We start from the raw sequence: 24,415 nt of genomic DNA, 5'->3' as shown, positions 1-24,415 counted from the left end.
GGCGGTTGCTACTGGGGAAGCTGGGTACCGGTGGCCGCCGCCTCCACGGCGCTGCGCTCCATCATGCCCTTCACCATAAACCCAAGCGCAATGGCCAGCAGAATGGCAATGGCGCCGGCCACGCGAAACAGGAATTTGCGGTCGCCGGATTCGTCGTATTTCTTGCGGTCGGCCAGGCGCCGCTGCTGACGGGTTTTGTACGGGCGTCGATAGGCCGCTTTTTGGCTCACGGAAGCGTCGGTGATATAGGACATGGGTGGGTTTGTTACGGTAATATTACTGAATATTACTGAATTCCTCCACAGTCTTTTCGGCCAAAACGCGCCTGTCGCCTGCCAGTTCCGGGTTTGGCCCTGCCAATGGCGCTACGGCCGGGTAGCAGCCTGATGTTTAGCGCTTGCTGGCGGCCGCTGGCACGGCTGCCAGCACGGCTTCCAGCACTTCGCGCGAGTTGAGCAGGCGCGGCACCTTATGCTGGCCGCCCAGCTTGCCCTGCCGGGCCAGCCAGGCCTCAAACGTGCCGCTGGGCACGGCCCGCAGCCGGGGCGGGGCCAGGGCCAGGCTGCGGTGGCGCTTGGCCGCGTAGTCCGAATTCACTTCGCAGAGCGTGGCATCGAGCACTGCCCCAAACCGACCGAGGTCGGGGCTGGCCGTGTTGGGGGCAAACTCGACCAGCCACTCGTGTCCGCCGCGCGAAGTGGCACTGTCGGTGGCGAACCAGACCGGCGCGGCGGTGAAGTCGCGCACGGCCGCGCCGGTGGCCTGGCAGGCGGCCGCCACAGCCGCCTCGGCGTTCTCAATCACCAGCTCTTCGCCGAAGGCATTGAGAAAGTGCTTGGTACGCCCCGTGATGCGCACGCGATAAGGCGCGAGCGAGGTAAAACGCACGGTATCGCCCACCAGGTAGCGCCACAGCCCGGCATTGGTGCTGATAACCAAGGCATAGGGCCGGTTCAGCTCCACTTCGGCAAGCGGAAGGGGGCGCGGGTCGGGCGCGGCCCACTGGTCGGCGGGCAGGAACTCGTAGTAAATGCCGTGGTCGAGGAGCAGCAGCAGGTCTTCGCCCTCGCGCTGGTCCTGCAGGGCAAAATAGCCCTCCGAGGCGTTGTAGATTTCGAGGTAGCGCATGCGCGCATCCGGAATGAGCTGGCGAAACAGCTCCCGGTACGGCCCGAACGCCACCGCCCCGTGCAGAAACAGCCGCAGCTGCGGCCACACCTGCACGATGGTATCGGCCCCGGCCAGGGCCACCACGCGGCGCAGCAGCACCACCATCCAGGTGGGCACGCCGGCCAGCACCCGCACATCCTGCCGCAGCACATGGGCGGCAATGCGCTCAATCTTTTCCTCCCACTCATCGAGCAGCGCCAGCCGCAGCGGCGGGGTGCGCAGCTGCTCGGCCCAGCGCGGCAGCTGCGCCATGATGACGGCCGACACATCGCCGGCCCGCGAAGCCGGCTCCTGCGGCCGAAACGGGTTGGCCGTGTGCGCCCCGCCCAACGACAGCGTTTTGCCGGCCAGCAGCCGCTCCCGGGGGTAGAGGTGCGTGCTCAGGGCCAGCATGTCGCGCCCGGCGCGGTAGTGGCCGTCGTGCAGCGCCTCGGCCGTAACGGGGATGTATTTGCTGCGGGCGTTGGTGGTGCCGCTGCTTTTGGCAAACCAGCGGGGGCGGCCCGGCCACAGCACGTCGGGCTGGCCGCGCAGCACCCGTTCCAGCTCGGGGTACAGCTGCTCGTAGGTGCTCACGGGCACGCGCCGGCCGAAGTCGGCCGCCGTCATTTTTTCCCGAAACCCGTAGCGCTGGCCCCACTCCGTGCCCTGCGCCCGGCCCAGCAGCCCGCGCAGCAGCCGCGCCTGCACCTCGTGCGGCTGCTGCCGGATGCGGGCCAGCCGGGGCAGGCTGCTCCACTGAACGGCATGAGCGAGTAGCTGGTCGAGCATTTGTTAGGGTATGAGAGTAGGAGGGTAGGAGGGGATGGGGGCAGGAGGGCTCGCTAGTTAGCAAAAGCAGGGCAAACGTTACGTTTATCGACTCCTGCCCCATCCCCTCCTACCCTTTTACCCTATAGAATCACACGTTGCGCTTCAGCTCGAAATTCTTGCCCAGGTACACGCGGCGCACGGTTTCGTCGCTGGCCAGTTCCTCGGCAGTGCCGGCCTTGAGGAGCTTGCCCTCGAAGAGCAGGTAGGCGCGGTCCACGATGCTGAGGGTGGAGTTCACGTCGTGGTCGGTGATGAGCACGCCGATGCCCCGGTGCTTGAGCTTGGCCACGATGCCCTGGATTTCTTCGGTGGCAATGGGGTCGACACCGGCAAAGGGCTCGTCGAGGAGCACGAATTTGGGGTCCACGGCCAGGGCGCGGGCTATTTCGGTGCGGCGCCGCTCGCCGCCGCTCAGCACTTTCCCCAGGTTTTTGCGCACATGGCCCAGGCTGAACTCATCGAGCAGCTCTTCCACCTTGGCCTGGCGGGCTTCCTTCTTCATGCTGGTCATTTCGAGCACGGCCATGATGTTTTCCTCCACGCTCAGGTCGCGAAACACGCTGGCTTCCTGGGCCAGGTAGCCCACGCCCAGCCGCGCCCGCTGGTAGATGGGCATGGTGGTTATCTCGGTGCTGTCCAGGAAGATGCGGCCGGAGTTGGGCTTCACCATGCCCACCATCATGTAGAAACAGGTAGTTTTGCCGGCCCCGTTGGGCCCGAGCAGGCCCACAATTTCGCCCTGCTCTACGGTCACCGACATGTCGTTGACGACGGTCCGGGCTTTGTATTTCTTGATAAGATGGTCGGCGCGAAGAATCATAAAGCAAAGGTATGGGCTGGCAACACGGCAGGCGAATACGGCAACAAACGATTGGAACCGCATAAATTATTCGGCTTGCCTACTACTTGACTTGAAAAATTCCGCTACTTTTAACCCCACAGAACTTACCCACCTAACATTTCTTACTTCAATGGTAATTAAAAAACTACTCCTCACGGGGGGCGCGCTGCTGCTTGGCGCGTCGGCGGCATCCGCCAGCGGCTTCCAGGTGAACCTGGGCGGCCAGAAAAACAACGGCATGGGCGGGGTGGGCGTAGCCCTGTCGCTCGACCAGGCGGCCATGTTCTACAACCCCGGCGCGCTGGCCATGGTGCGCGACAACGGGGTGCAGGTGGGCGTGAATTTCGCCCTGCCCCGCAACGCCTTTATTCCCGAGAGCGGCGGCGGCCAGAGCCAGCTTCAGAATAAGATGGTGACACCGGCCAACTTCTACGCGGCTTTCGGGCCCAAAGAAGGCAAGTGGAAAATCGGCATCGGGGCCAACACGCCCTTCGGCAGCGAGCTGCACTACGCCCAGAACTGGGAAGGCCGCTACTCCCTCACCGACATCAACCTGCGCTCGGTGTTTGCGCAGCTCACGGCCTCGTACGCCATCACGCCGCAGCTGAGCGTGGGCGCGGGCCTGGTGATGCTGGCCTACGGCGACGTGGACCTGCAGCGCGACGTGCCCCTGTCGGCCCAGAGCGGCGCGCCCACGCCCCACGTTACCCTCACGGGCAAGGCCAAGCAGACGTTTGGCTACAATGCCGGTATCTTCTTCAAACCCAGCGACAAGCTGAGCGTGGGCGTGAGCTACCGCTCGCAGGTGGATGCCAAGATTGAGAACGGCGACGTGCGCCTGCGCGACGTGATTGCCTCGACGGGCGGCAACTTCACGGCCACCAACTTCAACGCCACCCTGCCCCTGCCGGCCACGGCCAGCGTAGGCGTGGCCGTGATGCCCAACGAGAAGCTGACGGTTTCGCTCGAAACCAACCTCGTGTTCTGGAGCAAGTACCGCACGCTGGACTTCACTTTCAGCGGCAACAATGGCTACGGCCCCAATGCCAACCTACTGGGCGGCAGCTCCACGTCTTCGTCCAAACGCTTTTATCAGGATGCGCTGTGCTTCCGCCTCGGCGGCCAGTACAAGCTCACCGAAGGCCTCACGGTGCGGGCGGGCACGTTCTACGACATGGCGGCCGTGAAGGACGGCTACATTACCCCCGAAACGCCGGATGCCGACCGCATCGGCATGTCGGTGGGGGCATCGTATGAGTTTGCCAAGCGGTTCGGCGTCGATGTATCGTTTCTCTACGAAGACTTCCTGAAGCGCAGCCAATCGCAGAGCGACCTGCTGAATAATGGCACGACGGACCGCGTGGCGGGCACTTATAAGACCACCATTGCCGTTCCCGGCGTGGGGCTGTACGTTAAATTCTAATTCCCACCGACTTCCCGACGCACTATCATGAAACGTTTTACTACTTATTCGCTGCCGGCGCTGGCCCTGCTGGGCCTGGTGCTGGGCGGCTGCCAGCCCGACCTGGAGGATACCCGTCCGGCTGCCGATGCCGGGCAGCTGAACTTCAGCAGCTACGTGGCCGTGGGCAACTCCCTCACCTCGGGTTATTCCGATGGCGGCCTCTACAACGAGGCGCAGGCAACTTCGTACCCCGCCATTCTGGCCCAGCAATTTGCCAAAACCGGCAAGGGCCCGTCGGCTTTCGTGCAGCCGGCGTTTGCCGCAACTCAGGCCGACGGCTCCGGCTACGTGAAGCTGGTGAACACTTTCACGAACGGCATCGCCACGGCTGCGCCCGTGCAGCCTTCGTTAGCCAACAACTTTCTGGGCGAAAAAGTGGCGTACACCACTACCACGCTGGCCAGCGGCAGCCGGCAGCTGGCCGCCTACAGCGGCCCGCAGCCCGACAACCTCGGTGTGCCAGGCATTTCGGTACTCAGCAGCCTGTCGGCGCTCACCGGCGGCCTGGCGCCCTATGGCCTGCTCAATCCTTTTTATGAGCGTCTGCTGACGCCGGCCGAGAAGCCCACCAAGGACTACGTCACCTTCATCGGCCAGAAGACGCCCACGTTTTTTACCTGCTGGATGGGCAACAATGACGTGCTCACGTATGCCACCAACGGCGGCACATTCTCCGCGGCCGACCCCTTCAGCAACCTGACCGATACGACCCGCTTCGGCATTGGCTACCGGGCTATTCTGACGTCCATCTCCAAAGGCGGGACGGTGAAAGGTATTTGCGCCAACATTCCCAACGTAACGGCCATTCCTTACTTCAAGACCGTGACGGTGGCGGCCGTACTGGCCAGCTATAAGGCTGTGAACCCGGCCGTTGCCAACATTTACATCACTGCCCGCACCTCGGCCACCACCACCGCTACCGCCGCCCGCGTGGCCACCGATACCGACCTGCTGACGCTCACCGCCCAGTCCTATATCGCGGCCAACCCCGGCGTGGGGGCGTCGCCCCTGGCCCCCATCCCCAGCCAGTACGTGCTCGACCCCATTGAGCAAACCGAAGTGCTGAACCGCACCACGCAGCTGAACGCCATCATCGCCAAGACGGCGCGCCAGAATAAGGTGGCGCTGGCCGATATGAATGCGTTCTTCACCACCATCGGAACGCAGGGCATCGTGACCAATGCCGTGAATAATACCGCCACGTTTGCCTCCGGCAACCTGTTCAGCCTCGATGGCGTGCACCCCACGCCGCGCGGCTATGCGGTGGTGGCCAACGAGTTCATCCGCAACATCAATGCATTCTACGGCTCGAACGTGCCAAGCGTAGCCCCGAACGACTACCGCGGCGTGCTGTTCCCGTAAGCAGCTTTCAGCCACAACAAAAAAAGGCTTCCCCGCATTGGGGAAGCCTTTTTTTGTTGTGGCAAAGGACTGTCCTTACCCAGCCAGATACGCCGCGATGAGCTGGGCATGGTGCCGCCCGTTTTCGATGAACCAGCGGCTGGTGGCCCGGCCGCCGCACACGGTGCCGGCCACGAACAGGCCCGGCCGGGTGGTTTGGTGGGTGGCGGGGTTGAAGAGCGGGGCGCAGGCGGCATCGGCCGGGTCGGGCTGTACGCCGAGGCGGCCGAGCAGGGCTTCGTCGGGGTGGTAGCCGGTGAGGGCGTACACGAAATCGGCAGGGATGGTGAGCGGGCCGTCGGGGGTGAGTACTTCGATGGCCGTGGGCGTGATGGCGGTGACGGTGGTGTTGAAGTGCGCCGTGATGCGGCCCTCGGCAATGCGGTTGACGAGGTCGGGGCGAATCCAATACTTCACGGAATGGCTGATTTCGGGGCCGCGCACGATGAGCGTGACCTTGGCGCCGGCACGGGTCATTTGCAGGGCGGCTTTGGCCGAGGAATTCTTAGCCCCGATGACGACAACGTGCTGCAGCACGTGCTGGTAGGGCTCTTTGTAGTAGTGGCTTACGTTGGGCAAGTCCTCGCCGGGCACGTTGAGCGGGTTGGGCAGGTCGTAGAAGCCGGTCGCCACGATGACGTTACGGGTCGGGATTTCGCCTTTGCTGGTTTCAACCCGAAAGTTGCCCTGCTCGCCGCTCAGGCTCAGCACCTTTTCGTGCAGGCGGATATCCAGCTTTTCGTCGCGGGCCACGCGCTGGTAGTAGTCCAGCGCGTCTTCGCGCAGGGGCTTGTAGTGGGCCGTGGGAAAGGGATAGCCGCCGATTTCGAGCAGCTCGGGCGTGGAGAAAAACTCCATGTTGGTGGGGTAGCCGACCAGGGAATTGACCAGCGCCCCTTTTTCCACGATGGCGACTTGGAGGCCTTTGCGCTGGGTTTCGAGGGCGCAGGCCAGGCCCACGGGGCCGGCCCCGATGATGAGAACGTCGAGCATAAGAATCTTGGGCGAAGTAGCGCGAACTTTGCGGTTCGCGTCCTTGCGTTGTTGTGCGAATATTGACCGTGCGGCAACGCGAACTACAAAGTTCGCGCTACAGCCATGCGTACCTGCGACTTGTGCGGCAGCACCGATTTTAAGAAGCTGCCTTTTTACTACGAATTTGAAGGCCAGAAGCTGCAAGGCACTCAGTGCCGCAGCTGCGACCTGATGTTTCTCGACCCGCAGCCCACGCCGGCGCAGCTGGAACGGCTCTACGGCAAGGACTATTTCACCGAACGCCCCAACTACGACCGCACCCAGCAGGAGGTCGCATTCATCGAAGAAGGCCAGAAGCAGGCTGCTTTAAACCAGGTGCGGCCCGACAAGTTCACCAACTACATCCTGGCCAAATACCCCGGCCGCAAGTTCCGCTACCTCGACGTGGGCTGCGGCCCCGGCTACACCCTCAAAAGCCTGGAGGCGCTGGGCTGGGAGGCCCACGGCCTGGAAATATCCGAGCACGCCGCCGACTTTGCCCGCCGCGAGCTGCACCTGCCCGTGGTGACGGGCAACATCGAAACCACCGAGGATTTCCACGAAAACCAGTTCGACCTGGCCTACATGGGCGACGTGCTGGAGCACCTGCTCTCGCCCAGCGCCACGCTGGCCAAGTTCCACCGCATGCTGGAACCGGGCGGGCTGCTGGTGCTGGCCCTGCCGGCCACCCTCAACCTGCCCACCGTGCGCCTGGGCTTCGCGGCCTACGGCGCGCTGGGCAAGGAGCGCAAGATGGACATTCCGCCCTACCACCTGTTCGAGTTCACGCCGGCCACCATCACCAAAATGCTCAAAAAGCAAGGCTTTGAGGTGGTGGAGCTGCTGAACCCGGTGAAGCCCCCGAAGAACATTCGCCTGGGCGGCAGCGTGGTGGAGAAGGTGAGCAAGCTGGCCGGCCAGTACCCGACGTACTACCTGAACAAGCTGACCGGCCGGTTCGGCGACCGAATGTTCGTGGTGGCGCGGAACGTGAAGTAGCGGCCCCGAACGGCGGAACCTCACCCCCGGCCCCTCTCCCGCGGAGAGGGGAGCCACGGCACAAGCATAAAAAATCAAAAAAGAAAACCCCATTGCTGCTCAGCAATGGGGTTTTCTTTTTTGGTCGCCAGGCTCCCCTCTCCGCGGGAGAGGGGCCGGGGGTGAGGTTGGAAGGCTGGTGAGCCTACAGTTTAATCGTGCGCTTGCTCACAACCTGGCCGTTCACGGTGACGGCGGCGATGTAGAGGCCGGCGCTGAGGCGGCTGCCATCCACGGCCACGGCGTGGGTGCCGGTGGCGAAGTTCTTGCCGGTCACCACGCTCTGCACGCGGCGGCCCATCTCATCGAACAGCTCGACCGTGACGGCACCGGGCGTGGGCAGCGTGAAGCGCACCTCAAATTGATTGAGAAACGGCACGGGGCTGAGCTGCAGGCCGCCCACTTCGTCGGCTTTGCCGGGCGCGGTGCGCAGCGTGATGGTATTGAAGAAGCTGGTCAGCCCCAGGAAGTTGGCCATGATGGGCGTGATGGACGTGTTATCCAACAGGCCTTGGCCGGCAATGGCGGCCGCGTAGGTGGAGGTGTTGGTGTTGTCCTCGGCCCCTACCCAGATGTCCTGGGGCGTGTGGTTGCCGGGGGTGCCGCCCTGGTTGGTGCCCACGCCGGTGCTGGCGCGCACGCCGTTGCCGTTGGTGAGAGGGTTCGAGCCGTAGGCCACCACAATGCGCCTGCCCGTGGCCGAAGCCGGCTGCGGATAGTCTTTGCCCTGGAAGCTATTCATCACATAATCAGGAAACCAGCCGCCCGCGCCGCCGTCGCCGCGCACCAGGTTGGTGGGCGTGGCGTAGCCGGCCTCGGCTGCCACCGACTTGCCAATCTGGCCCGAGTAAGTCCGGATTTTGGTGCCGTTGGCCTGGGCGTCGGCCTCGTCGTGCAGGCCCGTTACAGCAAAGCCGCCGCACTCGTGGTCGGAAGTGCTAAAAATCAGGGTTTTGCCGGTTGTGGATGGCGTGGCGAGCAATGCCCGGCCCTCGGCCACGGCGTAGTCGAAGGCCAGCACCTCCTTAATCATGTAGTCGGAGGCATACACGTTGGTGGTCCGCACCGTGCTGGGCGTGGCCGTGTAGTTGGCCTCGCCGCCGCCGGGGGCATAGGTCGGCTTGTCCGAATCGACGGTGTACTGGTTGACGCCGGCGGCGTTGGCTACCACCGAAATGCCGCCGGTATTGGCGTGCTCCAGGTGGTCGATGCGGCCGGCCTCCACCATCAGGAAAAAGCCTTTGCCGTTGCTCTTGGCCTTGAGCACTTCGATGGCCATGTGGGTCATTTCGGCCAGCGAGGGCTCCCAGGGGGCGCTGGTCTGGCGGTCCTGCTCGTAGTTGACGTGCGAGGAGTTGAACAGGCCCAGCAGCTTCTTGCCGCCCACGCCGTACTGACTGAGGTTGATGTTGTTGAGCGCGTCGCGGCTGTTCACGTAGCCGTAGTTGCGCTGGTTCACGGCGTAGCTCACGAGGTCCACGTCGTCGGCGCGGTTGCCCTTGAGGGTGGCGGCCACGCCGGTGGCGGGGTCGATGATGGCCGTGCCGTTGCGGTCCACAATGGTTTCGTAGGAGCTGGCCGCCGTGCGGGTGCGGGGCATGAAGTGGCGCGCGCCGCCGCCGAGCAGCACGTCCAGCTCCACGCCCACTTTCGGGGTGGGCAGCACCCAGTCGCGGGCCGCCGTGTAGCGGTACGACGTGGTGGGGCTGCTGTTGAAAATGGCTTCGTACTGCGCCTGGGTCGAGGCAATATACTGGGCCGAGATGTAGTCTTCGAGGTCGCGGTACCAGATGTGGCTGGCAAAGGCGGCCGGCGTGGCGTGCGTGATGCGGGCCGTGCTCACCAGGCCCACGGCATAGCCCTGTTTCTTCGCATTTTCCAGGATGGTTTCGATGGACGCGCCGGTGGCGGGGTTCAGCGAAATCACCTCGTTGTCCTGCTTGCCGGGCTTGCCGCAGGCATACACCGAAGCGCCGGGCGCCGAGTCCGTAATCCAGGAATTGAGCGAGTGCGTGGTGACGGTGGCGTTGTACTTGAGCTTGTCGAGGTTCAGCACCTGGAAGCCCGCGTCGGAGGGGAAGCGCTTGCCGGTGGTGCCCTGGCCCATGGCCATGCGCGCCGCCGTTTTGGGCGCCAGCCCGAAGCCGTCGCCGATGTAGATGATGACGTTGTTGTTGTTGGCCGAGGCTTGGGCGCGGGCCTCCTGCCCGGCGGCCAGCGCCGCCAGCACCAGGCCGCCTGTGAGTAAAGTTTTCGCTTGCATAAAAGCCGGTTTGGGTTGGTGAATGAAGGATTAACCGGCTGCAAAATTGAGCGGGTGCCATGAGGCGGGAATTACGGGCTCGTCAACTCTTCATTATGAATATCACGCCATTTAACCGCCTTGTTAATGATTACATAATCAAGCCATTACCTTGCGGATTCTACCTTTGCCCGAACCGTCAACCGGGTTCCGGACCATGCTTTTTCTCGCTCCAATGCCTTCGTTTCGCTCGCTTTTGCTGGGGCTTTCGCTCCTCATTGCTGTTTCCGTGCACGCCCGGCCGCGCCCGCACTACGCCGTGCCGGATGCCGAGCACCCCGTGGCCCTGCTGCACGCCGGCAAGGCCACCTACCTTGTCACGGAGCACAGCGTTTTCCGGCTCGAAGGCCCGCAGCTGGTGCGCCGGCAGCGGCTCAGCCAGTCCATTCAGTGCGCCGCCCTGGGGGCCGATACCGTGCTCTGGCTGGGCACCCGCACCGGCGTGCAGCGCCTGAACACGCGCACCTTCCGGCTGCGCCCCCTGGCCCTGCCCGGCGCCGATGCCGGCGCCGCCATCACGGCTGTGTTTCGGGATGGCCGGGGCGACATGTGGGTGGGGGCCAATGGCGTGGGCGTGTTTCGCTGGGCCGGCAATGCCTTCACCCAGGAGCTGCACACGCCGGCCGTGAACAGCGGCGTGGCCACCGCCGACGGCTCCGTCTGGATTGCCACCAGCATCGGCCTCAGCCGCAAGCAGGACGCCGAGTGGACGCGCTACAACGAGGAGGGCGTGGCCAACCACGAAATCCCCGACAACATCGTGGAAAAGCTGCTGCCCGACAACGCCGGCAACCTCTGGGTGGTGATGTCGGACGCCATCTGCGTGTTTGAGAACGGCGGCCAGCGCGGCGCGGCCGAGGAAGAGTTGCCCACCGTGAAATTCATCGGCCGGCCCGGCAACGAGGTGACGGGCGTGGCCGCCCTGCCCGGCGCGGGCCGCCTTTTTGCCACCACCCAGGGCCTGCTCCTGCTGCCCAACGAGCCCGCCGGCCATCTCAACAGCTTCGCCCCGGCCACCGATGACAAAGTGGAGCCGAAGCGGCTGCTGGTGTCGCTGCCGCCGCTGCCCGGCGCGGGCAATCCCGTTTTGCTGCAGGTCGATAAGCAGCAGCGGCTGTGGCTGGTGGGTGAATCGGGCGTGGCGGTGCTCACCACCAGGCAGCTTCACCAGCTCATCAGCGCGCACAGCACCCCCAAGGCCGGGGCCGTAGCGCAAAACCGATAACTGTACCTGCCGGAGAGGAAGGCGGCAAAGTCCGATTGAGCAACAACGCAAAAAAGCCCACTATCGCATTGATAGTGGGCTTTTTGGTTTTAGAAATGCTGCTGACTCGCGGACTAAAAGTCCGCGCTACGTGCTTACAGCAGCTCGGTGCTGCGCTTCACGAAGGCGGTCAGGGCTTCGCCTTTCAGCAGGCCCTGGGCCAGCAGGGCCAGGTCGAAGGCCTGCTTGGCGAGGGTGGAGCCGCCGTCGGCCAGCACCTTGGCCACCAGCGGGTGGTTGGCATTCACGGTCACGTCGTACGACTCGGGGAAGGCGCCGAACATCTGCATGCCGCCCCCGCCGCCGGTGCGCTGCATGTCCTTCATGCGGCGCATGAACTCGTTCTGGGTGATGACCACCGGGGCGTCCTGCGGGCTGAGGGCGGCCACTTTCACGTGCATGGCCGGGTTGGCAATGGCTGTGGTGAAGGTTTCTTCCAGCTTCTTGGTATCATCCTCGCTCAGCACGCTTTCGGTGGTGTCTTCCTTGTCGATGAGCTTGCTCACGGTATCGGCGTCCACGCGCTTGAAGCTGGTTTTTTCCAGCTTCTGCTCCAGCTGGCCCACAAAGTGCGGGTCGAGCACCTGGTCGAAGTTCAGCACGTCGTAGCCCCGCTCCTGGGCGGCGGCCACGAAGCTGTGCTGGTGCTCGGCATCGTTGGTGTAGAGCACCACGGTGTTGCCGTTCTTGTCCTGCTGGTTGGCCTGGATGTGCTCGGTGTACTCGTTGAGGGTGAACAGCTTGCCGTCCACATTCTTCAGCAGCACAAAGTCCTTGCCTTTGTCGTAGAACTTCTCATCGCTCAGCATGCCGTACTTCACAAACAGGCCGATGTCGGACCATTTTTCCTCGTAGGCGGCGCGGTCCTGCTTGAACAGGCTGCTCAGCTTATCGGCTACCTTCTTGGTGATGTAGGTATTGATTTTGCGCACCGCCGCGTCGGCCTGCAGGAAGCTGCGGCTCACGTTCAGCGGAATGTCGGGCGAGTCAATCACGCCGTGCAGCAGCATCAGAAACTCGGGCACCACGTCCTTCACCTCGTCGGTGATGAACACCTGGCGCGAGTAGAGCTGAATCTTGTTGCGCGAGAACTGGAGCTCGTCCTTCACTTTCGGGAAGTACAGAATACCAGTCAGATTGAACGGATAATCCACGTTCAGGTGAATCCAGAACAGGGGCTCGTCCATGCTCATCGGATACAGCTCCTGGTAGAATTTCTTGTAGTCCTCGTCGGTCAGCTCGCTCGGCTGCTTGGTCCAGATGGGCGTGGTCTGGTTGATGACCTCGCCCTCGAACTCAATCGGAATGGGCAGGAACTTGCAATACTTGGTGAGGATGGTGCGCAGGCGGGCCTCCTCCAGAAACTCGTCGGAGTCCTCGGCCACGTGCAGCACCACGTCGGTGCCGCGCTCGGCTTTCTCGGTGGTTTCAATGCTGAACGACGTGCTGCCGTCGCAGGTCCAGTGGGCGGCTTCGGTGCCTTCCTTGTAGCTCTGCGAGAAGATTTCGACTTCCTTGGCCACCATGAACGCGGAGTAGAAGCCGAGGCCGAACTGCCCGATAATCTGGTCTTTGGTGGCGGCGTCTTTCTCCTTGTACTGCTCCACAAACTCGGTGGCGCCGGAGAAGGCAATCTGGTTGATGTATTTCTTGATTTCCTCGGCCGTCATGCCCAGGCCGTGGTCGGAAATCGTAATTTTGCGGGCTTCCTTATCCACGGTCACGCGCACTTTCAGCTCGCCCAGCTCGCCGCCGTACTCGCCCAGCTGGGCCAGGCTTTTCAGCTTTTGGGTGGCGTCGACGGCGTTCGAAACCAGTTCGCGCAGAAATATTTCGTGGTCGGAATACAAGAACTTCTTGATAATCGGGAAGATGTTCTCGGTGTGGATGGAAATGGAGCCGGTTTCTTGCATGGGATGGAGTGGAAACGGTTGAATACAGACGGAATGGCCGGGCGCAGGGGCGCGGGCCACGGGTTGAGCAGCTTTCAAAGCACGTTCCAAGGGAATTTTAGCTGTCAGATTGACAGCGGCGGGGCCGGCCAGGCGGCGGCCCACTCAGCCTGCAGCTGCTGGCCGGCCGCGGCATCGCCCGCCGTAAACCAGTCGTAGGCCGAGCGCGCCTCCTCGAACACCTGCAGCTGGTAGTGCATAAACTGCTTGCCCACCCAGAGCATCGCCTCCACGGCCATCTGGTTGTGTAGCTGCTCCGGCGGGTATATCACGGCCACCGCCCGCAGGGGCCGGCGCGAAACCTGTGGAAACCAGTGAATTGACATCCACAGCTCGTCGCGCATCTCCACGGGCGGCATGCCGTGGAAATCAACCAGCACATAATGCGGCCGGTGCTGCATAACCAGGTCGCGGCAATAGCGCATGCCGTCGCGCAGGGCGCGGCTATTGCGCGGCCCCAGCCACTGGAAGCGCATGATGCGCCGTTCGGGGTCGAGTTGAACCTGAAAGTTGTGCTGCAGTGGTAGAATCATGCGACCGTAAGCTACAACAGCGCGCCGTATCAGCTAGCCTTGGCCGGCGGGCTCCACGTCGTTGTTCCACTCGGCCCGCAGGCGCTGCACGGCGGCGGCATCGCCGGCCGTGAGCCAGTCGAGGGCGGCGGGCACATCCTCAAATACCTGCATCTGCCAGCGCCTGAGGTGGCCGCAAACGCGCTGCAACCGCATCAGCCGCAAACCGGACGCGGGCTGCACCTGCGGGTTATGGGCCAGCGGAAACCCCATCAGGCCAACTTATTGGGTGTCGTAAGGGCGGTACTGCGGGCGCTGTTCGGACGTCGAATGGTCGGTGGGGCCGTGTACGGCATCCCATTCGGCCAGCAGGGCGGGCAGGCGGTCCGAGTAGTCGGACAGCCAATGCAGGCCCGCAACCGGCCGGGGAAAATACTGAATATCGAAGCGAATGAACGGGCGCGCCAGGGCAATCAGCGCATCAATGGCCATTTGATTGTGCAGGCGGTGGCGGGGATTTATGAGGACCACGCGCTCGAGGGGTATCTGCATGATGCCGGGCAGCCAATGCGTACCCAGCCACATCTGGTCATATACCGAAATGTCGGGAAAGGTATTCATGTTGAGCAGCATGTGGCGCACGCCCAGCCGCTGGCCGAGGTGCAGCAGCTGCTCGGCGCTGCCGCGAAAGCCGCGCATGTCGGCCCCGGAAGACCATTCCACCCGCAAGAGGCTCAACGCCTCGTCATATTGCAAAGAAAGGTCGGAAATATTACTTATTATCACAGAAAAACAGCCATTTAGCCGCGAAATACGAAGATACAGCGCGCGTTACGATAAAACTTCACGGTAAGCATTTCGTTTGCCGCCGCAGGTCAAAAATTTATTCCGGGGTGCAGCTTTCGTCGCCCTGCCTGCATCTTTGCACCCATGTTTGCGCTGCGCTCCCATATTGCCCTGCTGCTGCTGCTCTGCCTGGTGCGGACGCTGCTGCCCGAGGCGTGGATTCTGGCGCTGCACCCCCACGAGCACACCACCGAAGAGCCGGCCCAAACGCCGGCCTTCCGCCACAAGGGCAAGGCCCTGGTGAGCAACCAGCACAAGCACTGCCCGGTGGAGGACACCTACAACGTACCATTCCTGCCGAGCGTGCCCGTTGTGGCGCCGGCGCCGGTTGTCCGGCCGTGCTTTGCCACGGCGCCGGTGCCCACCATTGCCACCGCGCCCTGGATTGCGCGGGAGCCCGCCCAGCTGCGCGGGCCGCCGGCCGCCTGAGCGGCTCCCCGGCTTTTCCTGCTTTTTGAGCGACGCCCTGCCCCGACTGTGCCGCGGTCCGGGGGCCGGCGCTTGCGCTTATGCCGCCTTGGCGCGGCCATTCCCTCCATTTCATGCTTGCCCTTTTATCGAAAGCTGATTTCGCGTTAAAAATTCATGCCATTCCGCTCATAACCTTGGGGTTATCGAGCATTTCCATTGCCACCGCGGCGGCGCAAAATGCGCCCGCCGCAGCGACTGCAGCTCCCCTTCCGGCCCGCGGCCGGGCCGTGGCGCCGCCCTTCACGGGCCGCGTAACCGATGCCGCCACCGGCGAAGCCCTGCCCGGGGCCAATGTCGTTTTCATTGATTTGAAGCAGGGCGCGGCCACCGGAGCCGACGGGCGCTTCAGCTTCGGCAGCCTGCCGCGCGGGCGCTTCACGGTGCAGGTGCGCTCGCTGGGCTACAACACGGTGACCGAAACGGTGGACACCGGCAGCGGCCAGCCCCTGGACGTGAAGCTGACGGTGGCCGCCACCGAAATCGGCCAGGTGGTGGTGACCGGGGTTTCGCAGGCCACGCAGCTGCGGCGCTCGCCCGTTCCGACTTCGGTGATTGACCACACGCGGCTGAACCAGACCTCGGCCACCAACCTCGTGGATGCCATTGCGCACACGCCGGGCGTGAGTCAGATTACGACCGGCGCGGCCATCAGCAAGCCCGTGGTGCGCGGGCTGGGCTACAACCGCGTCATCACCCTGAACAACGGGGCCAAACAGGAAGGCCAGCAGTGGGGCGACGAGCACGGCATTGAGATTGACGAGTTTAGCGTGGACCGGGCCGAGATTATCAAGGGCCCGGGCTCGCTGCTGTACGGGTCCGATGCCATGGCCGGCGTCATCAACTTCCTGGCCCCCGAGCCCATTGCCGAAGGCCACATCACCGGCCTGGCCACGGCCAGCTACCAGACCAACAACCACCAGCAGGGCTACTCCTTCCAGAACGCGGGCAACCTCAACGGCTTTAACTGGTTGGCGCGGGGCACCCGCAAGGTGGCCGGCGACTACCAGAACCGCTACGACGGCCGGGTGTACAACTCCGGCTTTAATGAGTGGGACGCCAACGGCTACGTGGGCCTGAATAAAAGCTGGGGCTACTCGCACCTCACCTTCAGCACCTTCAACCAACGGCTGGGGCTGACGGAGGGCGCCCGCGACCCGCAAACCGGCCGCTTCCTGAAAGACGTGCCCAGCGGCGACTCGACCCTGAGCGTGCCCGTGACCGATGCCGACCTGCGCGGCTACGGCCTGGCCGTGCCCCAGCAACAGATTAACCACCTGCGCCTTGGCGTGGACAACAGCTTCATTCTGGGCCCGAACGGCGGGCGGCTGGGCCTGCAGGTGAGCTACCAGCAGAACCTGCGGCGCGAGTACGGCAACGCGCTCGACCCGGCCGAAACCTCGCTCTACTTCCAGCTGCGCACCGTGGACTACTCGCTGCGCTACTTCCTGCCCGAGAAAAACGGCTGGAACCTGACCGTGGGCACCAGCGGCCTGCACCAGCAAAACCGCAACCTGGGCGTGGAATTCCTGATTCCGGCCTATAAGCTGAACGAGGGCGGCGTGTTTGCGGTGGCGAAAAAGACCATTGGCGCGCTCGACATCAGCGGCGGGCTGCGGTATGACGTGCGCCGAATTTCGGCCGACAAGCTGCTGCTCGACGCTGATGAAAAGCCGACCACCAACCCCGAAGCCGAGCTCAAGTTTCCGGGCTTCATCAGCACTTTTCGCAACTACAGCGGCAGCCTGGGCGCGGCCTATAGCCTGAACGAGAAGCTGACGGTGAAAGCCAACCTCTCGCACGGCTTCCGGGCCCCGAACATTGCCGAGCTGGGCTCGAACGGCCAGCACGAGGGCACCATTCGCTACGAAATCGGCAACGACAACCTGCAGGCCGAAACCAGCCTGCAGGTGGATGCCGGCGTGAGCTACGTGACCGACCACGTCCGGTTCAGCGTCGATGCCTTCGAGAACAGCATTGACAACTACATCTTTACGCGCCGCCTGCTCACGGCCAGCGGGGCCGACTCGCTGCGCGACGACACCGGCGCCTACAAGTACGCACAGGGCCAGGCCCGCCTGCTGGGCGGCGAGGTCAGCCTCGACCTGCACCCCCACCCGCTCGACTGGCTGCACTTCGAAAACTCGTTTTCGATGGTGCGCGCCCGGCAGCTGAACGTGGAGGACAGCCAGCGCTACCTGCCCTTCATCCCCGGCGACCGGCTGCAGTCGGAGCTGCGGGCCAACTTCCGCCGCCAGGGCAAGCGCCTCACCAACCCCTACGCCCGCGTGCAGCTGGAGCACACCTTCGCCCAGAACCGCTACTTCTCGGCCTTCGACACCGAAACGGCCACACCCGGCTACACGCTGATAAACGCCGGCATCGGCACCGATTTGGCCAACGCGCAGGGCAAAACGCTTTTTTCGCTCTACCTCACGGCCAACAACCTGTTCGACGTGGGCTACCAGAGCCACCTGAGCCGCCTTAAGTACGCCGACTTCAACGCCGCAAACGGACGGACGGGCGTGTTCAACCAGGGCCGCAACGTGAGCGTGCGGCTGGTGGTGCCGCTGGATTTCAAGTAGTTTCGTCTGGCAGCGCACGGCGAAAGCGGGCCTGGCCTGGCCGGGCACGGGCATCGTTGCCCGTGATTCCCCAACCCGCCCAACCAGCCAGTCTCCTGCAGGCACTTTGCCATTATCCGACGCTTCCTTACGTGCGGGCCATTGCTTTCTACCGGAAGCAGTGGCCCGTATTTTTTTATTTCACCAGAAAGCTGTTACTTTTCCGATACTTCACTTTTCCCACCTTTTATTGTCTTATGACTGAACGTTTTACTTCTTCTCCCAAAGCGCGCACCGCTCTGCTGCGCGCGCTGCAAAAAGCATTTCAGCTGGCCGTGGTGGCCAACGAGCCTGCGGCCCCCCCGGCCGAGGAGCTGGCCGAGATGGCTACCGGCCAGAGCCGGCGCGACTTCCTGGCCAACACCGCCAGGCTGGGGGTGCTGGTGGGCGCCGGCAGCCTGCTGGCGGCCTGCGAAACCGTGGCCGTGGAGCCCGCCGCGCCCACGGCGGCCGGCCACGCCGATGCCAAGGGGCCAGCACCGCGCATTGCGGTTGTGGGGGCGGGCATGGCCGGCCTGAACTGCGCCTACCAGCTGAAAAAAGCCGGTTTCCAGGCCACCATCTACGAGGCCAGCAACCGGGTGGGCGGCCGCATTTTCACGGCCACGGGGCTGATGGGGCCGGGCCTGACCACGGAGCTGGGCGGCGAGTTCATCGACTCGGGCCACGCCGATATGCTGGGGCTGGCGCAGGAATTCGGCCTGCCGCTGCTCGACGTGGAGGCGCCCAGCGAGACGGTGCTCGTCAAGGATGCCTTCTTTTTTGGGGGCCGGCACCACTCGGTGGCGGAGGTCATTCAGGCGCTGCAGCCCTACGCGGCGCAGATTCAGGCCGACAGCCGCTCGCTGCCCAACAACAACATCACCTACGACCACCTGAGTGCCTCGGCGGCGCGCTTCGACCAGCTGTCGATTTCGGGCTACTTCGACACGCTGGGCATGACGGGCTGGATTCGGACGCTGCTGGAAGAAGCCTACGTGACCGAGTTCGGCCGCGAGGCCAACGACCAGACGGCCATCAATTTCCTGTGGATGTTTCTGGCCGATGTGAATAAGGGCACGCTGGAGATGTTTGGCATCAGCGACGAGCGGTACAAGATTCAGGGCGGCAACCAGCGGCTGGTGGATGCCGTGGCCGCGCAGCTGCCCGGCCAGGTGGTGCTGCAGCGCAAGCTGGTGGCCGTGGGCCAGACCGGCAGCGAGTACCAGCTCACGTTTGAGCAGCCCGGCGGCAGCCGCACCACCGTCACGGCCGATTACGTGGCCCTGACCCTGCCTTTCACCATTTTGCGCACGGTGGCCCTCAACCTGCCGCTGCCCGCCTGGAAAACCACCGCCATTCAGCACCTGGGCTACGGCACCAACGCCAAGCTGTTTCTGGGCTTCAACGGCCGGCCCTGGCGCACGCAGGGCTACACCGGCTACTTCTTCTCCGACCAGGTGACGCAGGGCGGCTGGGACGGCTCGCAACTGCAGCCCGGCAACGTGGGCACGTTCACGGTATTTGTGGGCGGCCAGGTGGGCGTGGCCATGGGCACGGGCTCGGCGCAGGCGCAGGCCGGCCAGCACCTGAGCGTGCTCGACGCCGCCTGGCCCGGCAGCCGCGCCGCCTTCAACGGCACCGTGGAACGCTTTCATTGGCCCACGCACCCGCACACGCTGGGCAGCTACGCCTGCTACCGGGTAGGCCAGTACACCACCATTGCCGGGGCCGAAATAAAGCCGGTGGGCAACCTGTTTTTTGCCGGCGAGCACTGCAGCGCCTGGTACCAGGGCTACATGAACGGCGCCGCCGAAACCGGCCGCCTGGCCGCCGCCGGCATTCAGGCGGCCATCCGCAGCGGCAGCACGGCGGCCGTGCTGCAGCGCTTCCTGCGCCAGCGCGAGCAGGCGCTGGCGCTGGTGTAGCCCCGTTTCGGCTGCTGGGCGCGGCAGTGCCAGTGCCTGGACCTGGCTTGCTCCGCAGCCTGCGTGAATTGGCTGAAAATCCCGTACTTCAATGCAGGTGCGGGATTTTTTATGACCGGCCGGTGATAGTTGCGCCGAAAATGGATTAATGACTACAAGCTCACTCCGATGATGACTGCTCCAACCGCTTCTGCTGCCGAAACCCTGCGCAACGCCCTGCTCACCAACCGCGAGCAGGCCCTCACGCAGCTCTACCGCCGGGCCTACCCCACGGTTTGCCGCTACGTGCAGCGCACGGGCGGCTCGGAGCAGGATGCGCAGGACGTGTTTCAGGATGCGCTGGTCATTTTCTACGAGCAGGCCGTGGGCGAAACGTTGACGCTCACCGCCGCGCCCGGCACCTACCTGGTAAGCATCGGCCGCAACCTGTGGCACCACGAGCAGCGCCGCCGCGCCCGCCTCCCGCACGAAGCCCTGCCCGATGACCTGGAACCGCCCGCCTCCGAAGAATTGGCACCCGAAGAGCCTGCCTTCGCCGTGCTCGACTACGTGGAGCGCCTGGGCGCGAAATGCAAGGACGTGCTGCTGAGCTTCTACTACTTCCAGCAGCCCCTCACCCAGATTGCCGCGGCGCACGGCTACCGCTCCGTGCGCTCGGCCACGGTGCAGAAGTTTAAGTGCCTGGAGCGCCTGCGCAACTCGGTGCGAAAGGCTTTTCAAACCGAAACCCTCGGGTATTAGCCATGCGCCCCGAGCTCGAACGCCTCCACCTCATTGAGCAGCAATTGCTCAACACCCCCGCCGCCCTCCCGGCCGAGGACTGGCACCTGCGCCAGCTGTTCGACGGCGAGCTGGCCGCCGATGCCGATGCCCAGCAGCAGCTCTACCACGGCCTGCGCCAGGCCGGCCGCCGGCAGCTGCGCCAGGAGCTGCGCCAGGTTCATGCGCGGCTCTACGGCGGCTGGCGCGGCTGGCTGCGCCGCCTGCTGTAGAGACGCGACACTTCGCGTCTCGGCGCTGCTGATGTTGTTTAGTTGGTAAGCGCCGTTCAACGCCGAGACGCGAAGTGTCGCGGCTCTACATCCCCCCTATGCCCATTCTACGGGTCCAAACGCCCCTTGCTTTTCAGCAAGGCCGGCCCCGCCATGCCCATCCCCAACCCCCATTTCCCTCCATGCTCAACCACACCGAATTCCGCAAATTTGCCGTGCACAGCCAGGGCCTCAACGGCCTGCGCGTGGACCAGTACATCGCCCACGTTGAGGGCCAGACCCGGCCTTACATCAATAACATGACCCGCTCCGTCATTGAGGAGCGGCCGCAGAATTTCCGCGAAATCGACGTGTTTTCGCGCCTGATTATGGACCGCATCATCTTCCTGGGCCAGGCCGTCGACGACCACATTGCCAACATCATCAACGCCCAGCTGCTCTTCCTCGAATCGGCCGATGCGCGGAAGGACATCCTGCTCTACATCAACTCGCCGGGCGGCTCGGTCTACGCCGGTTTCGGCATGTACGACACCATGCAGTACGTGCGGCCCGATGTAGCCACCATCTGCACGGGGCTGGCGGCCAGCATGGGCGCCTTCCTGCTGTGCGGCGGCGCCATCGGCAAACGCTCGGCCCTGCCCCACGCCCGCGTCATGATTCACCAGCCCAGCGGCGGCGTGCAGGGCCCCTCGGCCGACATCGAAATCACAGCCCGCGAGGTGGTGAAGCTGCGCCAGGAGCTCTACGGCATTTACGCCGAGCGCACCGGCAAAACCTACCAGCAAATCCACGACGACTCGGACCGCGACTACTGGATGCGCGCCGACGAAGCGAAGGAATACGGCCTGATTGACGAGGTGCTGACGCGACAGACTACGTAGCGCAATAGTAGCGCGGACTTTGTAGTCCGCGCCCCCGTGCCGTTCGGGTATCGTTCGGGTTTCTGCCGGGGTCGCGGACTACAAAGTCCGCGCTACACATACCAGGGCCTCTGCGGCAGCGTTTCCAGCGTTACTTTTAAGCGTCATCCATCCGCTATTCCATGTCAGCCCGCCTTCTCCTCCCGGCCGTGTGGCTGCTGAGCCTGCTGCTGCCAGCGCCCTGCTCGCGGGCGCAAGGCCGGCCGCTGGGGCCGTGGCGACTGACGTACACGATGGAGGAGCGCTGGGTGCATGGCCCGGACACTGTCACCAAAGAGCTAGTGCGAGGCTTGGAACCACGTTGGTCTTATCATGACGTCAAATGGGACGTCGAGCCCGATTCCATCCGCTTGTTCCTCAACTGCGAGAACCCGCTCATTGCGCCGCCCCAACCGCGAAACGGCCAGCCAGCTATCCGCTTCTCAGCCACTGGGGCCACGGTGCGACTCGATACAAAGAACAAGCGACTATTTATTGCGCCAATAGCGGCAACGGTAATACTGTATGCTCACAAGGGCCGGAGCCTGGTTTTTAAGCACGTTTTCAAAGCTATATCTTCACCACTACCGCATATAGAATGCTGGATAGGCGGCGGAAGGGCATCCAGTAGCAGGCATTCTGAAAGATTTTCTGCAGCCATAAGGGCCATTCCACAAGGCGATTTTGCTTCCCTCATGCCCTACGATGCCAAGTACCGGGTTTCGCAATACCAGCTAATACTGCTCCGAAACAACTTGCCGCTTGGGCCTGCCAAAGTCATCGGAAGCCTAAACCTGACCAACCAAGTACCTCTCGATTCTGCTCAAGCAGGAGACAAACTTCAAATTGACGTGCAGCAGGTGCAGCGTCAGAACTTCCGTGGAGTTGTAGAAGACATTCCATACATTAAACACTTTACGGTTGATTTACTGTAGTTTCTATTCGCTGCTGAAGCCACGTTCAGGCTTCAGCCATCCGCCATTCCATGCAAGCCCGCTTTCTCCTCCCGACACTATGGCTGCTGAGCCTGTTGCCAGCGCCGCCCCTGCAGGCGCAAGGCCGGCCGCTGGGGCCGTGGCGGATGACACATCAATGGGTGATAGAAGGAGCTATTGACGCTATTAGTGATTGGGGACAGGGGGTGACTCCCGGCAAAAAGGTATTGAAACTGGTGCCAACCCCCTTCCGCTGGAACGTTGTACCGGACTCCATCCGCCTGTTTCTCAACTGCGAGAATCGGTTAATCGCCCCCGCCCGGCCCCATAAGGGCCAACCTGCAATTCACTTTACGGCCACTGGCGCAACGGTCCGGCTCGATGCGAAGAAACAGCGCCTTCTTATTGCCCCCTTTGACTCTGTGGTTACACTGCAGGCCTATAAAGGAAGGACTCTGGTATCTAAGCACAAATTCAGAGCAATTCTACCGCCGATGCCCCTGATTAGGGCTTGGGTTCGGAACAGTTCAAACGATTTTTATTGCTTTGGGCCTCAGCCAGACTCAGCCTTTTATTATTTTGAATTGAGTATTAATGCCCGCCCTGACGAATCGTTCATGGCATTTATGCCTACAGACGCCCGTTATAGAGTTTCACGCTTTAAACTAACGCTGCTACGCGGCGATACAGTTATCAGGAAGACCCAAACGATTAACTTCTCACAGGCTGGCATCAAGATATCACGAGACTCTGTCCGGCTTGGTAACCAAATTCGCTTCGATGTTCTGCAACTGCAGCGCATGAATTCTAAAGGCATCATAGAGAAAATCCCGCTGCAAAAAACAATTTTTCAACCGCTGCCATTCCGATAGGCTGTAATGCTTGGAATCCGGGCCTTCAGCGCCGCTTCGCTGCTAAAGTTGCCGTCGCAAGGCCCACCAATAGCTCTAGACCGCACCCAAAGCCCCACCGTTTACGTTCTGCGCATAGCCCCAACCGCTTACCCGCTATGCCCCACGACCACTCCCACGCCGGCCACCAGCACGCCGCCCCGCCGCCCGGCGGCGGCTTTAACGCCGCTTTTGCCATCGGCATCGCCCTCAATGTGGCCTTCGTCATCGCCGAAACCATCGGCGGCTTCTGGGCCCATTCCAGCGCCCTGCTCTCCGATGCCGGCCACAACCTGAGCGACGTGCTGAGCCTGGCCCTGGCCTGGGGCGCGGCCTGGCTGGCGGGCCGCCCGGCCACGCGGCGCTACACCTTCGGCTACCGCGGGGCCACCATTCAGGCCGCGCTGCTCAATACTGCCCTGCTCTACGCCGCGCTGGGCTTCATTCTCTGGGAAACCATCGACCACCTGCGCCACCCCGAGCCGGTAAATGGCCGCTGGGTGATGCTGCTGGCCGGCATCGGTATTCTCGTAAATGGCGTCACCGCCCTGCTGTTCCGCAGCGGGCAGAAGTCCGACGTGAACGTGCGCGGCGCCTACCTGCACATGCTGACGGATGCGCTGGTGAGCGTGGGCGTGGTGGCCGGCGGCGGCCTGGTGCTGCTCACCAGCTGGACCTGGCTCGACCCCGCCATCAGCTTTATCATCCTGGGCATCATTGCATACAGCTCGTGGGGCCTGCTGCGCGACAGCCTGCGCCTGGGCCTGCAAGCCGTGCCCGACGGCATCGACCCCGAAGCCGTGCGCAACTACTTGCTGCAGCAGCCGCAGGTGCAGTCCGTGCACGACCTGCACATCTGGAGCCTCAGCAGCTCCGGCCACGACGCGGCGCTTATGGCCCACCTCGTGCGCCCCGGCGGGGCTGACGCGGCCTGGCTTTCGGCCCTCACCAAAGGGCTGGAATCGGAATTCCACATCCACCACAGCACGGTGCAGGTTGAGGACGGCCCCCTGCCCGGCGGCTGTCACAGTGGCTGCACTGAAACTGTGGGTGCTGCGCCATTGGCGGCCGTGCATCCGTAG

The 24,415-nt window shown here is 63.4% G+C and carries 22 protein-coding genes; 13 read left to right on the top strand and 9 right to left on the bottom strand.

Annotated elements, in window-relative coordinates:
• Window positions 1-8: 8 nt before the first annotated feature.
• The 3 genes from ACYVHT_RS04740 to lptB all read right to left on the bottom strand — a co-directional run bounded on the left by ACYVHT_RS04740 (window position 9) and on the right by lptB (window position 2,803).
• The gene (locus ACYVHT_RS04740; protein ID WP_460548505.1) at window positions 9-254 is read right to left on the bottom strand and encodes a hypothetical protein; all 246 of its coding nucleotides are present in this window, start codon (window positions 252-254) and stop codon (window positions 9-11) included.
• A 136-nt stretch (window positions 255-390) separates the two neighbouring features.
• The gene (locus ACYVHT_RS04735) at window positions 391-1,941 is read right to left on the bottom strand and encodes a GH3 auxin-responsive promoter family protein (RefSeq protein WP_460548503.1); all 1,551 of its coding nucleotides are present in this window, start codon (window positions 1,939-1,941) and stop codon (window positions 391-393) included.
• Window positions 1,942-2,071: 130 nt separating this feature from the next.
• Complete coding sequence (gene lptB, locus ACYVHT_RS04730) at window positions 2,072-2,803, bottom strand: LPS export ABC transporter ATP-binding protein (protein ID WP_460548501.1); 732 nt, start codon at window positions 2,801-2,803, stop codon at window positions 2,072-2,074.
• 151 nt (window positions 2,804-2,954) lie between these two features.
• On the opposite strand from lptB, the gene ACYVHT_RS04725 reads away from it, so the two are divergent.
• Window positions 2,955-4,247 (top strand): OmpP1/FadL family transporter, encoded by a 1,293-nt coding sequence (locus ACYVHT_RS04725; protein WP_460548499.1) that lies wholly within the window; start codon window positions 2,955-2,957, stop codon window positions 4,245-4,247.
• A 27-nt stretch (window positions 4,248-4,274) separates the two neighbouring features.
• Entirely contained in the window at window positions 4,275-5,651 is a 1,377-nt protein-coding gene (locus tag ACYVHT_RS04720; protein WP_460548497.1) for an SGNH/GDSL hydrolase family protein, read from the top strand.
• Window positions 5,652-5,726: 75 nt separating this feature from the next.
• On the opposite strand, the gene ACYVHT_RS04715 is transcribed toward ACYVHT_RS04720, so the two are convergent.
• On the bottom strand, window positions 5,727-6,683 hold the full coding sequence (locus ACYVHT_RS04715; protein WP_460548495.1) for a YpdA family putative bacillithiol disulfide reductase: 957 nt from the start codon (window positions 6,681-6,683) through the stop codon (window positions 5,727-5,729).
• Window positions 6,684-6,788: 105 nt separating this feature from the next.
• Between ACYVHT_RS04715 and ACYVHT_RS04710 the strand changes: the two genes are divergently transcribed.
• Window positions 6,789-7,703 (top strand): class I SAM-dependent methyltransferase, encoded by a 915-nt coding sequence (locus ACYVHT_RS04710; protein WP_460548493.1) that lies wholly within the window; start codon window positions 6,789-6,791, stop codon window positions 7,701-7,703.
• Window positions 7,704-7,887: 184 nt separating this feature from the next.
• Here the strand turns inward: ACYVHT_RS04710 and ACYVHT_RS04705 are convergent, their stop codons facing one another.
• Entirely contained in the window at window positions 7,888-10,005 is a 2,118-nt protein-coding gene (locus ACYVHT_RS04705) for an alkaline phosphatase (protein ID WP_460548491.1), read from the bottom strand.
• A 214-nt stretch (window positions 10,006-10,219) separates the two neighbouring features.
• Between ACYVHT_RS04705 and ACYVHT_RS04700 the strand changes: the two genes are divergently transcribed.
• A complete protein-coding gene (locus tag ACYVHT_RS04700) occupies window positions 10,220-11,269 on the top strand; it encodes a hypothetical protein (protein WP_460548489.1) in 1,050 nt (349 codons plus the stop codon).
• A gap of 134 nt (window positions 11,270-11,403) precedes the next feature.
• Here ACYVHT_RS04700 and htpG read toward each other — a convergent pair whose 3' ends face one another.
• The 4 genes from htpG to ACYVHT_RS04680 form a co-directional block, all read right to left on the bottom strand.
• Window positions 11,404-13,221, bottom strand: coding sequence for a heat shock protein Hsp90 family protein (gene htpG, locus ACYVHT_RS04695; protein ID WP_460548487.1), 1,818 nt, complete (start codon window positions 13,219-13,221; stop codon window positions 11,404-11,406).
• A 104-nt stretch (window positions 13,222-13,325) separates the two neighbouring features.
• The gene (locus ACYVHT_RS04690) at window positions 13,326-13,793 is read right to left on the bottom strand and encodes a hypothetical protein (RefSeq protein ID WP_460548485.1); all 468 of its coding nucleotides are present in this window, start codon (window positions 13,791-13,793) and stop codon (window positions 13,326-13,328) included.
• A 33-nt stretch (window positions 13,794-13,826) separates the two neighbouring features.
• Window positions 13,827-14,045 (bottom strand): hypothetical protein, encoded by a 219-nt coding sequence (locus tag ACYVHT_RS04685; protein WP_460548484.1) that lies wholly within the window; start codon window positions 14,043-14,045, stop codon window positions 13,827-13,829.
• Window positions 14,046-14,054: 9 nt separating this feature from the next.
• Entirely contained in the window at window positions 14,055-14,495 is a 441-nt protein-coding gene (locus tag ACYVHT_RS04680) for a hypothetical protein (protein ID WP_460548482.1), read from the bottom strand.
• A gap of 207 nt (window positions 14,496-14,702) precedes the next feature.
• Here ACYVHT_RS04680 and ACYVHT_RS04675 point away from each other — a divergent pair, with 207 nt between their 5' ends.
• The 9 genes from ACYVHT_RS04675 (at window position 14,703) to ACYVHT_RS04635 (ending at window position 24,415) form a co-directional block, all read left to right on the top strand.
• Window positions 14,703-15,047 carry a hypothetical protein gene (locus ACYVHT_RS04675; RefSeq protein WP_460548480.1) on the top strand — a complete coding sequence of 115 codons (345 nt, stop codon included), beginning with the start codon at window positions 14,703-14,705 and terminating at the stop codon, window positions 15,045-15,047.
• A 113-nt stretch (window positions 15,048-15,160) separates the two neighbouring features.
• On the top strand, window positions 15,161-17,671 hold the full coding sequence (locus tag ACYVHT_RS04670; RefSeq protein ID WP_460548478.1) for a TonB-dependent receptor: 2,511 nt from the start codon (window positions 15,161-15,163) through the stop codon (window positions 17,669-17,671).
• A 236-nt stretch (window positions 17,672-17,907) separates the two neighbouring features.
• Window positions 17,908-19,617, top strand: a complete 1,710-nt coding sequence (locus tag ACYVHT_RS04665; protein WP_460548476.1) for a flavin monoamine oxidase family protein — start codon at window positions 17,908-17,910, stop codon at window positions 19,615-19,617.
• A gap of 171 nt (window positions 19,618-19,788) precedes the next feature.
• Window positions 19,789-20,358, top strand: coding sequence for an RNA polymerase sigma factor (locus ACYVHT_RS04660; protein ID WP_460548474.1), 570 nt, complete (start codon window positions 19,789-19,791; stop codon window positions 20,356-20,358).
• A gap of 2 nt (window positions 20,359-20,360) precedes the next feature.
• Complete coding sequence (locus ACYVHT_RS04655) at window positions 20,361-20,609, top strand: hypothetical protein (RefSeq protein WP_460548471.1); 249 nt, start codon at window positions 20,361-20,363, stop codon at window positions 20,607-20,609.
• A 182-nt stretch (window positions 20,610-20,791) separates the two neighbouring features.
• Window positions 20,792-21,490: a ClpP family protease gene (locus ACYVHT_RS04650; protein WP_460548469.1), complete on the top strand. Its 699-nt coding sequence runs from the start codon at window positions 20,792-20,794 to the stop codon at window positions 21,488-21,490.
• Between the two features lie 161 nt (window positions 21,491-21,651).
• Complete coding sequence (locus ACYVHT_RS04645; RefSeq protein WP_460548467.1) at window positions 21,652-22,443, top strand: GldM family protein; 792 nt, start codon at window positions 21,652-21,654, stop codon at window positions 22,441-22,443.
• A 50-nt stretch (window positions 22,444-22,493) separates the two neighbouring features.
• A complete protein-coding gene (locus ACYVHT_RS04640) occupies window positions 22,494-23,315 on the top strand; it encodes a GldM family protein (RefSeq protein WP_460548465.1) in 822 nt (273 codons plus the stop codon).
• 137 nt (window positions 23,316-23,452) lie between these two features.
• Complete coding sequence (locus ACYVHT_RS04635) at window positions 23,453-24,415, top strand: cation diffusion facilitator family transporter (protein ID WP_460548463.1); 963 nt, start codon at window positions 23,453-23,455, stop codon at window positions 24,413-24,415.

It is taken from the genome of Hymenobacter daeguensis, from assembly GCF_054780555.1.
The sequence above is the reverse complement of the archived record's forward strand: the minus strand, read 5'-3'. Positions and strand labels throughout refer to the sequence as shown.